The 10,538-nt window shown below is 74.9% G+C and carries 10 protein-coding genes and 1 pseudogene; 8 read left to right on the top strand and 3 right to left on the bottom strand.

The window, feature by feature from the left end; genetic code table 11:
- A pseudogene (locus ACIQWA_RS08130) lies at window positions 1-619 on the top strand (RNA helicase); the annotation flags it as partial.
- A 300-nt stretch (window positions 620-919) separates the two neighbouring features.
- Complete coding sequence (locus ACIQWA_RS08125; protein WP_402479737.1) at window positions 920-1,858, top strand: tetratricopeptide repeat protein; 939 nt, start codon at window positions 920-922, stop codon at window positions 1,856-1,858.
- A gap of 129 nt (window positions 1,859-1,987) precedes the next feature.
- Here the strand turns inward: ACIQWA_RS08125 and ACIQWA_RS08120 are convergent, their stop codons facing one another.
- Window positions 1,988-3,358 carry a DUF1015 family protein gene (locus ACIQWA_RS08120; protein ID WP_402479642.1) on the bottom strand — a complete coding sequence of 457 codons (1,371 nt, stop codon included), beginning with the start codon at window positions 3,356-3,358 and terminating at the stop codon, window positions 1,988-1,990.
- Between the two features lie 92 nt (window positions 3,359-3,450).
- Between ACIQWA_RS08120 and ACIQWA_RS08115 the strand changes: the two genes are divergently transcribed.
- Window positions 3,451-4,014: a tetratricopeptide repeat protein gene (locus ACIQWA_RS08115; protein ID WP_402479640.1), complete on the top strand. Its 564-nt coding sequence runs from the start codon at window positions 3,451-3,453 to the stop codon at window positions 4,012-4,014.
- A gap of 72 nt (window positions 4,015-4,086) precedes the next feature.
- The gene (locus ACIQWA_RS08110; RefSeq protein ID WP_402479637.1) at window positions 4,087-5,133 is read left to right on the top strand and encodes an HAD-IIA family hydrolase; all 1,047 of its coding nucleotides are present in this window, start codon (window positions 4,087-4,089) and stop codon (window positions 5,131-5,133) included.
- A gap of 175 nt (window positions 5,134-5,308) precedes the next feature.
- On the opposite strand, the gene ACIQWA_RS08105 is transcribed toward ACIQWA_RS08110, so the two are convergent.
- On the bottom strand, window positions 5,309-5,656 hold the full coding sequence (locus ACIQWA_RS08105) for an alkyl sulfatase C-terminal domain-containing protein (RefSeq protein ID WP_360238481.1): 348 nt from the start codon (window positions 5,654-5,656) through the stop codon (window positions 5,309-5,311).
- Window positions 5,657-5,821: 165 nt separating this feature from the next.
- Between ACIQWA_RS08105 and ACIQWA_RS08100 the strand changes: the two genes are divergently transcribed.
- The 4 genes from ACIQWA_RS08100 to ACIQWA_RS08085 all read left to right on the top strand — a co-directional run bounded on the left by ACIQWA_RS08100 (window position 5,822) and on the right by ACIQWA_RS08085 (window position 8,787).
- Complete coding sequence (locus ACIQWA_RS08100; protein WP_402479636.1) at window positions 5,822-6,682, top strand: hypothetical protein; 861 nt, start codon at window positions 5,822-5,824, stop codon at window positions 6,680-6,682.
- On the top strand, window positions 6,666-6,944 hold the full coding sequence (locus ACIQWA_RS08095; protein ID WP_402479633.1) for a hypothetical protein: 279 nt from the start codon (window positions 6,666-6,668) through the stop codon (window positions 6,942-6,944). Before ACIQWA_RS08100 ends, ACIQWA_RS08095 begins: the two co-directional genes overlap by 17 nt.
- Window positions 6,945-6,980: 36 nt before the next feature.
- The gene (locus tag ACIQWA_RS08090) at window positions 6,981-7,787 is read left to right on the top strand and encodes a TlyA family RNA methyltransferase (RefSeq protein WP_360238501.1); all 807 of its coding nucleotides are present in this window, start codon (window positions 6,981-6,983) and stop codon (window positions 7,785-7,787) included.
- Between the two features lie 91 nt (window positions 7,788-7,878).
- Window positions 7,879-8,787 carry an NAD kinase gene (locus tag ACIQWA_RS08085; RefSeq protein WP_402479630.1) on the top strand — a complete coding sequence of 303 codons (909 nt, stop codon included), beginning with the start codon at window positions 7,879-7,881 and terminating at the stop codon, window positions 8,785-8,787.
- A gap of 25 nt (window positions 8,788-8,812) precedes the next feature.
- On the opposite strand, the gene ACIQWA_RS08080 is transcribed toward ACIQWA_RS08085, so the two are convergent.
- The gene (locus tag ACIQWA_RS08080) at window positions 8,813-10,315 is read right to left on the bottom strand and encodes a PLP-dependent aminotransferase family protein (protein WP_402479628.1); all 1,503 of its coding nucleotides are present in this window, start codon (window positions 10,313-10,315) and stop codon (window positions 8,813-8,815) included.
- Between the last annotated feature and the right edge of the window lie 223 nt (window positions 10,316-10,538).

The following is a 10,538-nucleotide window of genomic DNA, read 5'->3' as shown; positions in this document are numbered from 1 at the left end:
GTCGTTCCGCGACCGCGACGACCGCGGTGGCGACCGTGGCGGCTTCCGCCGTGACGACCGCCCGCAGGGTGGTGGCTTCAACCGTGACCGTGGCGACCGTTCGCAGGGTGGCGGTTTCAACCGCGACCGGGATGACCGTGGTGGCTTCCGTCGTGACGACCGTCCGCAGGGTGGTGGGTTCCGTCGTGACGACCGCCCGAGCGGGTTCCGTCGCGATGACCGTGACGACCGTCCGCGTCGGGATGACCGTCCGTCGTTCCGCGACCGCGACGACCGCGGTGGCGACCGTGGCGGCTTCCGCCGTGACGACCGCCCGCAGGGTGGTGGCTTCAACCGTGACCGTGGCGATCGTCCCCAGGGTGGTGGCTTCAACCGCGACCGCGGTGACCGCCCCCAGGGTGGCGGTTTCAACCGCGATCGTGACGACCGTGGTGGCTTCCGTCGTGACGACCGCCCGAGCGGGTTCCGTCGCGATGACCGTGACGACCGCGGCGGCTTCAACCGCGACCGCGGTGACCGCCCCCAGGGCGGTGGCTTCAACCGCGATCGTGACGACCGTGGTGGCTTCCGTCGCGACGACCGTCCGCAGGGTGGTGGCTTCCGCCGTGACGACCGCCCGAGCGGGTTCCGTCGCGATGACCGCGGCGACCGTCCGCAGGGCGGTGGCTTCAACCGGGACCGTGACGGCCGCGGCGGTTTCAACCGCGACCGCGGCGACCGTCCGCAGGGTGGCGGTTTCAACCGCGACCGCGGTGACCGGGGCGGCGACCGCGGTGGCTTCCGCCGTGACGACCGCCAGGGCGGTGGCGGCTTCCGTCGCGACGACCGTCCGTCCTACCGCGACCGTGACGACCGTGGCGGCGAGCGCGGCCGTGGGGACTACGACGACCGTCGTGGCAACTACGAGCCGGTCAAGCGTCTGCCGATCCCGGAGGACGTCACCGGCTTCGAGCTGGACGCGGACGTGCGCCAGGAGCTCAAGAGCCTGCCCAAGACCCTCGCGGACGACGTCGCCCGCAACCTGGTGATGGTGGCCCGGCTGCTCGACGGTGACGCGGAGGAGGCCTACCAGTACTCGCGCGTCGCGCTGCGGCTGGCGTCCCGCGTGGCCGCCGTCCGTGAGGCGGCCGGCTTCGCCTCGTACATGACGCAGCGTTACTCCGAGGCGCTGACCGAGTTCCGCGCCGCCCGTCGGATGACCGGTCGTGCCGACCTGTGGCCCGTGATGGCCGACTGCGAGCGCGGTCTGGGCCGTCCGGAGCGGGCGCTGGCGATGGCCGGCGAGCCCGAGGTGAAGCAGCTGGACAAGGCCGGCCAGGTGGAGATGCGCCTGGTCGCGGCCGGTGCCCGCAGCGACATGGAGCAGTTCGACGCGGCCGTCGTCACCCTGCAGAGCCCGGAGCTGGCCTCCAGCGCCGTGCACCCGTGGACCGCGCGCCTGCGCTATGCCTACGCCGAGGCGCTGATCGCGGCCGGCCGTGGCGACGAGGCCCGTGACTGGTTCGCCAAGGCCGCTGAGGCCGACACGGACGGTTCGACCAACGCCTCGGAGCGCCTGGCCGAGATCGACGGTGTGGAATTCACCGACGCGCTCGACCCGGAGCTGGCCGACGAGGACGCCGACCAGGCCGAGGCCCCGGCGAAGAAGCGCGGCGGCGACGTCTCCGACGACCGCGTGATCTTCGAGGACGAGGAGGACGTCGAGGAGTTCTACGACGAGGACGACCTCGAGATCGACGAGGACTTCGACGGCGTGGTCCCCGAGCGTGCCGCGGACGCCAAGGCTGACGAGGCCGAGAAGGCTGAGAAGGCCGACAAGGCCGACAAGGCCGAGGCCGAGGGCGACGCCCAGGCCTGAGCGCCCTGAAACACGCCGTGAGGCCCTGCCGATGCCCCTTCGGGGGAGATCGGCAGGGCCTCACGGCGTCCGGGGGTTCCTGCTGCCCGGCGGGAACGGTCGGAAGGCGCTAGCCCAGGTCGGAAGGCGCTAGCCCAGCGGAAGACTGCGCAGCACCAGCCCGGTGGCGGGCTTGGGCCCGAACGAGGTGGACTTGCGCGGCATGGTGACGCCCTGTTCGGCCAGCCGTCGCACCACGCTCTCCCGGACCGGGTGCAGCAGTACGGCGGTGCCCCCGGTCCGGGCGGCCTCGCGCTCGGCGGCCACGGCGGTGTGCAGGTAGCCGATGTCGTCGGGGCCGTCGGGGACGTGCCAGGTGTGGTCGAGCAGGGTGGCGTGCAGCACGGTGGCGTCCAGGCGGCGCCACTCCTCGGGCCGGTCGTGCGGCACGGTGGCCCCCAGCAGGGCCTCCTCGGGCTCGCTGAGCAGCCAGAACACGCCGTCGCCGCCGGTGAGGACGAATCCGTTGCCGCCGTGCCGCTTCTGCTCGGCGAGGGCCTGGAGGGCGGCGGTCAGCGGACCGGGGACCTCCTTGACCTGCCACTGGTCGCCGAGCTTCTCCAGGGCCTCGGCCACCGGCAGCCGGTACAGCACCCGGTGGATGGCCCGGACCCGCAGCGGGTAGCGGGCGGTGTCCACCAGCAGCACCATGCCGCGGTCCCACGGGCTGCGGGGCAGGTGGCGGTGTTCGCGCTGGAGCCGCAGGTACATCTCCCAGCGGTGGTGGCCGTCGGCGATCAGGGCCCGGCAGGTGGCCAGGTCGCGGCTGATCTCGCCGAGCTCGGCGGGGTCCGTGACGGCCCACAGGCGGTGGTGGGTGCCGTCGGTGGTGGCGGTGGAGAGCAGTGGCTCGCCCTCGACGGTCCGCTCGATGACGCCGGAGGCGCCGCCGTTGCCGCGGTAGGTGAGCAGCAGCGGTTCGAGGTTGGCCCGGGTGGTGCGCATCAGCCCGACCCGGTCGGCGACCGGCCGGGGCATCACGTCCTCGTGGGGGAGGACGACGCCGGCCTCGGGGCCGCTCACCGCGAGGGCGCCGATCAGGCCGCGCTGGAGCAGTTCGGGCGCGTCACCGTTGCCGGGGACCCGCTGCTCGTAGACGTAGATGGCCGGCTCCGGGTCGGCGGCGAGGATGCCCTCGCGCTGCCAGGCGGCCAGCAGCCGGGCGGCGTGCCGGTACTTGGTGTCACGGTCGGAGCGGTCGCCGGCGTCCTCGGGCTCCGGGCGGGGCAGGATCAGCCGGACCACGTTGTGCGGGTCGGCGGTCTCCAGGTCGAGCCGGCGCCCCGGGTCGACGACGTCGTACGGCGGGGACATCACCGAGGCCAGCGCGCCGACCCGGTCGGGGACGTAGCGCAGGCCACGGAAGGGGGACAGGGACAGGCCTGCGGTGGCGACGTGCCCGGGATCGCCGGGGCCGCCCACGGGAGTCTCGACTCCGTCTTCTGCACTGGGTGTGCTCATTCTGGGCATCGTAACCGGGTACGCGTTGTTGAGAGATCGGAATCCCCGTGCCGAACGGTAGGGCGGGTGTACGACCGAGGGTGAGGTACGGCATGCAGGACGGGCAGGAACAGCCGGACGGCGGTGCGCCGGGGGAGCGCGCGCCGACGGGCGGCGTGCCCGCCCAGGGGCGGCGCGGGGAGCCGGCCGGGGACGTCTACGACTGGTTCCGGCGGGGCGCGCAGCTGCTGGCCCAGGGGCATCCGGCGGCGGCCGAGCAGTTGCTGGCCCGGGCGGCGGAGGCCGAGCCGCACTCGCGCAGCATCCGGGAGGCGCTGGCCCGGGCGCAGTTCGACGCCGGTTCGTACGCGGCGGCGCTGGAGAACTTCCGGGCGGTGGCGCTGGCCGATCCCTCGGACGACTACGCTCAGTTCGGGTGGGGGGTCGCGGCGGCCCGGCTGGGCGACTTCGAGACCTCCGCCGAGCACCTGGCGCTGGCGGTGGCCATGCGGCCGGAGACCGACCACTACCGGGCGGCGCTGCGGCAGACCAGGGCGACCCTGGCGGCCCGCGCCGGAGCCTACGGCCCGCTGCTGCCCGGAGCGCCCGGCTACCGTGAGCCGGGGGTGCACGGGCAGGTCGGGGGAGAGCCGGGCGGCGTCGACGAGGACGCCTGACCGGGCGGGCAGTGACGAGCAGACGAACCGCAGAGAACGCGGACGAACCGCAGTGAATGAGGTAGGGCAGGCATGACCGAGACGGCCACCCCCGCGCGACGGACCGCCCCCGGCGGCAGCGACCGCCCGCTGACCGAGGCGTACGACACGGCGCTGCTGGACCTGGACGGCGTGGTCTACGCCGGCCCGCACGCGATCGAGCACGCAGTGGACTCGCTGGCGGCGGCCCGGACGGCCGGGATGCGGCTCGCGTACGTGACCAACAACGCCTCCCGCCCGCCGCGCGTGGTCGCCGAGCACCTGACCGAGCTGGGCGTGCCGGCCGAGCCCGCGGACGTGATCAACTCGGCCCAGGCGGCCGCCCGGGTGGTCGCCGAGAAGGTGCCGGCCGGGGCGAAGGTGCTGGTCGTGGGTGGGCTGGGGCTGGAGGAGGCGCTGGCCGAGCGCGGGCTGGTCGCCGTCCGCTCGCTGGCCGAGGAGCCGCTCGCGGTGGTGCAGGGCTTCGACCCGTCGGTCGGCTGGGCCCAGCTGGCGGAGGCCGCGTACGCGGTGCGCGGCGGGCTGCCGTGGGTCGCCTCCAACACCGACATGACGGTGCCGACGGCGCGCGGGATCGCGCCCGGCAACGGGACGCTGGTGGCGGCGGTGCGGGCGGCGGCCGGAGTGGACCCGGAGGTGGCGGGCAAGCCGCTGCCGCCGATGCACCGGGAGACCGTGCTGCGGACGGGTGCGCGGCGGCCGCTGGTGGTCGGGGACCGGCTGGACACCGACATCGAGGGCGCCTTCAACGGCGGGGTGGACAGCCTGCTGGTGTTCACCGGGGTGACCACCCCGGCGCAGCTGCTGGCGGCCCCGGTCGAGCACCGGCCGACGTACCTGGCGGCCGACCTGCGCGGCCTGCTGGTCGCGCAGCCGGCCGTGACGGCGGTGACGGCGGCGGGCGGCGGTTTCGCGTGCGGCGGCTGGACGGCGGTGGCGGAGGGCGGTGCGCTGCGGCTGACCGGTGCCGGGGACCGCTGGGACGGCCTGCGGGCGCTGTGCGCGGCGGCCTGGACGGCGCTGGACGCGGACGGCGGGCCGGTGGACGGGCGGAAGGCGCTGGCCGAGCTCGGGTTCTGAGGTGGTTCGGGACGGTCGTCTTGGACGGTTGTACGAGACGACCGTCTGAGTCGTACGTCCGATTCAGACGTCCAGGGCGAGGCATCCAGGACGGGGCGTCCGGATCGGGCGTCTGACACGGACGTACGAACCGGTCCTCGGTACGGACGTCCGTCTCAGACGCCCGGCCACGACCTCAGAGCAGGGTGCGCAGCCGCAGCAGGTCGCGGAAGCCGGCCTCCAGCTTGATCCGGCCGCTCGCCCAGGCGGAGGCGAAGTTGAGTTCGCCGCCGACCAGGGCGAGCAGGTCGTCGCCGGTCATGGTGAGCCGGATCGCGGCCTTCTCGGCGGGCGAGCCGGGCACGGCGACCACGTCCTGGATCCGGCCGTCGCGCAGTTGCCCGGTGAAGGTCAGGTCGAGGTCGGTGATCCGGCAGCTCAGCGAGCGGTCGAGGGCGGCGGCCTTCCGGACGTCGCCGGTGGCCTTCGCCATGTTCCGGCTGAGCTGCTCCAGCGCCTCCCGGCACTCCTCGGCGTTCGCCACGGCGCTCGCTCCATCCCCAGGTCACTACGGTGCGGACTGCCGGGCCACGGTACCTCAGGAGGGTTTTGGCGGTAGCGTCGTCAGTGGGGTGCCCGGAATCGCCCGGGTGCCGAGGGCGACGGAGCGCGGCGCGCGGGCGCGCGCAGGCGCGGAGGAGGCACCCGGATGCTGCCGAGGACGGTGCGGGGAGCGGTGGCGGCCGCCGCTGTGGTGGTGGAGGAGGTCGGCAAGCGGGTCGTCGACACGGCGGCCGCGGTCCTGGAGAAGACCGGCGTCGACGTGGCCGAGGTGGAGCGCAGGCTGGGCGGCCAGTTCCCGCCGTCGGCGAAGACGCTGCAGACCCTGGCGGAGGAGGCCGTCACCGCCGGGCGGGCCGGGGTGGACCTGGCGGTCGGGGTGGCGCGTAACGAGGTGGAGAAGGCCTTCGAGAAGGTCGGCGACCAGGTGACCAAGGTCGGCGTGGTGCTGGCGTACCTGGAGAGCAAGCTGCGCGAGGTCGAGGAGGATCCGGCCGTGGCCAAGGCCGGGTCGGGCCCGGCCGGGTACCCGGCGGAGGAGCCGGTGCCGGCGCCCCGGGCGGACGACCTGTTCGGGCGCGGCTGGGAGTTCGAGGACGAGCGCGTGGCGGCGGAGCCGATAGTGGCCGAGCGGGTGGAGGTGGATGAGCCGGTCGAGGTCGATCCGCCGGTGGCACCGCGGCGGCCCGTGGCGGCGGCCGGGCACCTGGCGGCGGAGCGACCAGCGGCGGAGGCGGAGAAGGCCGCAGTGGTGAAGAAGGCCACCGCCGCCAAGAAGACCGCTGCCGCCAAGAAGGCCACCCCGGCGAAGAAGACCACCCCGGCCAAGAAGACCACCCCGGCGAAGAAGACCGCCGTCGCCAAGAAGGCCACGGTGAAGAAGACGGTCGCTGCGAAGCCGACCGAGGCGGCCGGCCGGGCCGGGACGGCGGCCAAGCGCACGACGACGAAGAAGACCACCGTCCGCAAGGCCAGCAGCACGAAGAAGCCCGATGTCCGGGACGAGTGAGCCGGGCGCACCGGCCGAGCCCGCCCAGCTCGTCGAACCGACTGAGCCCGCCCAGCCCGCCCAGTCCACTGAGCCCGCCCAGCCCGCCGCAGCGGTCGGGCCGCTCGGCGTCGAACTGCTGCCCACCGGGCACCCCGGGGTGGACGCCGGGCTGGCCCGGCTGGAGGCTCTGGACGGGGTCCCGGCCGAGGCACACGTCGCGGTGTACGAAGATGTTCACCAGCGGCTCGCCGACGCGTTGGCCGCACTCGACCGGGAATGATCCGCAGGACCCGTAGGAGCTGAAACACCAGTGGCAGTGGCACGACGCCGACTCGACGCGGAGCTGGTCCGCCGCAAGCTGGCCCGGTCGCGTGAGCACGCGTCCGAGCTGATCGCGGCCGGCCGGGTGACCGTCGGTGGCACCACCGCGACCAAGCCGGCCACCCAGGTGGAGACCTCGGCGGCGGTCGTGGTGGCCAAGGACGACAACGACCCCGACTACGTCTCGCGCGGCGGGCACAAGCTGGCCGGGGCGTTCGCGGCCTTCGTGCCGCAGGGCCTGGTGGTCGAGGGCCGCCGGGCGCTGGACGCGGGCGCCTCCACCGGCGGGTTCACCGACGTGCTGCTGCGGGCCGGGGCGGCCCACGTGCTGGCGGTGGACGTCGGCTACGGGCAGCTGGCCTGGTCGCTGCAGAGTGACGAGCGGGTGACGGTGATGGACCGCACCAACGTCCGTGAGCTGACCCTGGAGTCGATCGGCGGCACCCCCGTCGACCTGGTCGTCGGCGACCTCTCCTTCATCTCGCTGGGCCTGGTGCTGCCCGCGCTGGCCGCCTGCGCGGCCCCGGACGCGGACCTGGTGCTGATGGTCAAGCCGCAGTTCGAGATCGGCAAGGAGCGGCTCGGCAGCGGCGGGGTGGTGCGCAGCCCGCAGCTGCGTGCCGAGATGGTCCGGCAGGTCGCCGGGCAGGCGTGGGAGCTGGGGTTGGGCGTGCGGGCGGTCACCGCGAGCCCCCTGCCGGGGCCCTCCGGGAACGTCGAGTACTTCCTCTGGATGCGCCGGGACGCCCCGCAGCTGGACCCCGCGGACGCGGACCGGGCCGTCGCGGAGGGGCCCCGATAGGGTGCTCTGCGAGCGTCCGGCCCGTCATGCTGGATGGCGCGGCCGCACCGGGCCGAGGGCGACCCGGCAGGCGTAGGGAGAGGGCAGCGGCATGAGCGATGAAGAACGCACGGTCTTCCTGATCGCGCACACCGGCCGGGAGGCGGCGCTGCGCAGCGTCGAGGCCCTGGTGCACGGGCTGCTGAAGTCGGGGCTGCGGATCAGGCTGCTGGAGGCGGAGGCGGTGGACCTCGACCTGCCGGACGGGGTCGAGAAGGTGGCCGAGGGGCCGGGCGCGGCGGACGGCTGCGAGCTGATCCTGGTCGCCGGCGGGGACGGCACGCTGCTGCGCGGCGCGGAGTTGGCGCGCTCGCACGGGCTGCCGATGCTGGGCATCAACCTGGGTCGGGTCGGCTTCCTGGCCGAGGCGGAGCGGGACGACCTGGCCGTGGTGGTCGAGCGGGTGGTGGACGCCGACTACGAGGTCGAGGAGCGGATGACGATCGACGTCATCGTCCGCACCAACGGCGACGTGGTGCACGAGGACTGGGCGCTGAACGAGGCGTCGATCGAGAAGGCGTCCCGGGAGCGGATGCTGGAGGTGGTGACCGAGGTGGACGGCCGTCCGGTCTCCAACTTCGGCTGCGACGGGGTGGTCTGTGCGACGCCGACCGGTTCGACGGCGTACGCCTTCTCGGGCGGCGGGCCGGTGGTGTGGCCGGAGGTGGAGGCGCTGCTGATGGTGCCGATCTCCGCGCACGCGCTGTTCGCCCGGCCGCTGGTGACCTCGCCGGACTCGGTGCTGGCGGTCGAGGTGCAGCCCAAGACCCCGCACGGGGTGCTCTGGTGCGACGGGCGCCGCTCGGTCGAACTGCCCGCCGGGGCGCGGGTGGAGGTGCGCCGGGGGAAGACGCCGGTGCGGCTGGCCAGGCTGCACCGGGCGCCGTTCACGGACCGGCTGGTCGCCAAGTTCGCGCTCCCGGTGACGGGTTGGCGCGGCCGCTCGAACACCCCCTGCTGACGGCCGGCCGGAGCCTCCGGGCGGCTCAGACCGCCAGCGCCTGGCCCTCGTCGGCCGAGCCGAGCCGGCCGCCCGCCGTGGCGCGGGCGGCCAGCGCGGCCAGCCGCCGCACGGCGGCGGGGACGGCCGGGGCGGGCACGGTGAGCGGGATCCGGATGTGGTGCTCGAAGGCGCCGTCCGAGCCGAACCGGTTGCCGGCGGCGATCCGGATCCCGGCGTGCTCCCCGGCCTGGGCGAGCGCCGCGCCGGACAGGCCGCCGGTGGTGACCCAGAGCGCGAGGCCGCCGGGCGGCAGCCGGAAGCTCCACTCCGGCAGCTGTTCGGGCAGTGCGGCGGCGAAGGCGTGCGCGGTGGCCCGCAGCCGGTCCAGCTGGTGGGCGCGGACGGCGGGGAGCGGTTCGCCCAGCAGCTCGGCGGCGATCAGCTGGTCGAGCACCGGGGTGCCGACGTCGCTGTAGACCCGCTCGGAGGCCAATCGCCGGACCAGCGCGGGCGCGGCCCGGACCCAGCCGATCCGCAGGCCGCCCCAGAGCAGCTTGCCGGCCGAGCCGACGGTGACCACCTGGGCGGCCCGGTCCAACGCCGCCACCGGGCGCGGCAGCGGTGTGGACTCCGGTACGCCCCAGCCGAGTTCGGCGGTGGTCTCGTCCACCAGCACGATGCTCCCGACGGCCCGGGCGGCGGCCAGCAGCCGGCGGCGCTGGTCCTCGTCGATCAGCGCGCCGGTCGGGTTGTGGAAGTCGGGGATGACGTACGAGACCTTGGGGGCGGCCCCGCGCAGCACCCGCTGCCACTCCTCCAGGTCCCAGCGCCTGCGGGCGCCGGAGGCGTCGTACGGGACCGGCACCAGGCGTGCCCCGGTGAGGCGCAGCGCCTGGAGGGTGTGGGCGTAGCTGGGGGCCTCGACGGCGACCCGGTCGCCGCGGCCGACCAGCACCCGCTGGACCAGGTGCAGTCCGCCCATCGCGCCGGTGGTGACGAGGATCTGGTCGGGGGTGGTGGGCAGGCCGCGCTCGGTGTAGCGGCGGGCCACGGCCTCGCGCAGCACCGGGACGCCGGTGGGGTAGTGGCCGTGCCCGGCGGCGTACTGCGGCAGCAGTTCGACGGCCCGGGCGGCGGCCCGGCCCAGCCAGGGCTGGGGGGCGGGCAGGGCGGCGACGCCGAGGTCGAGGGTCCGTTCCTGTTCGTCCGGCGGGACGGGGTGCAGGGCGTCGCTGGGCGGCGGGGCGCCCTCGGGCAGGGCGGTCCAGCTGCCGGCGCCGCGGCGGCTGAGCAGGTAGCCGTCGCCGCGCAGGGCCTCGTAGGCGGTGGTGACGGTGGTGCGGCTGAGTTCCAGGGCGGAGGCGAGTTCGCGTTCGGCGGGCAGCCGGGCGCCGACCGGCAGCCGGCCCTCGGTGACCAGCAGCCGGATCTGCCCGGCCAGGGTGCGGTAGGCGGGGCGGCGGGCGGTGGCCGGTTCGGGCAGTCGCGCGGTGGCGAGCAGCCGGGCCAGCGCGGGCGGGGTGACGGTGGTGTGCCAGTCGGCCATCGCTGATCAGTCCACTTGCTCGGGATTGGCCCTGTCATGAGCCACTTTGGCCTCTTCATGATGGCAGGGCGGCCACCGCGCCGCCACCACCGGGGCCGGCCCGGGGTGCAGCACCACCCGCAGGAGCAGCAGTGGCCAGCACGACCGCGTCCACCTCCCCGTCCGCCTCGACCGCGTCCGCCTCGACCGCGTCCACCTCGACCGCGTCCACCTCGACCGCGCC

It is taken from the genome of Kitasatospora sp. NPDC098652 (genome assembly GCF_044760155.1).
In the GTDB taxonomy this organism is placed as follows: Bacteria; Actinomycetota; Actinomycetes; order Streptomycetales; family Streptomycetaceae; genus Kitasatospora.
This window is presented reverse-complemented; position numbering and strand designations above follow the sequence as displayed.

Excerpts from the sequence above, each read along its gene's own strand:
- ACIQWA_RS08120 (WP_402479642.1), bottom strand. The coding sequence starts at position 3,358 with ATGAGCACACCCAGTGCAGAAGACGGAGTCGAGACTCCCGTGGGCGGC.
- ACIQWA_RS08115 (WP_402479640.1), top strand. The coding sequence starts at position 3,451 with ATGCAGGACGGGCAGGAACAGCCGGACGGCGGTGCGCCGGGGGAGCGC.
- ACIQWA_RS08110 (WP_402479637.1), top strand. The coding sequence starts at position 4,087 with ATGACCGAGACGGCCACCCCCGCGCGACGGACCGCCCCCGGCGGCAGC.
- ACIQWA_RS08100 (WP_402479636.1), top strand. The coding sequence starts at position 5,822 with ATGCTGCCGAGGACGGTGCGGGGAGCGGTGGCGGCCGCCGCTGTGGTG.
- ACIQWA_RS08095 (WP_402479633.1), top strand. The coding sequence starts at position 6,666 with ATGTCCGGGACGAGTGAGCCGGGCGCACCGGCCGAGCCCGCCCAGCTC.
- ACIQWA_RS08085 (WP_402479630.1), top strand. The coding sequence starts at position 7,879 with ATGAGCGATGAAGAACGCACGGTCTTCCTGATCGCGCACACCGGCCGG.
- ACIQWA_RS08080 (WP_402479628.1), bottom strand. The coding sequence starts at position 10,315 with ATGGCCGACTGGCACACCACCGTCACCCCGCCCGCGCTGGCCCGGCTG.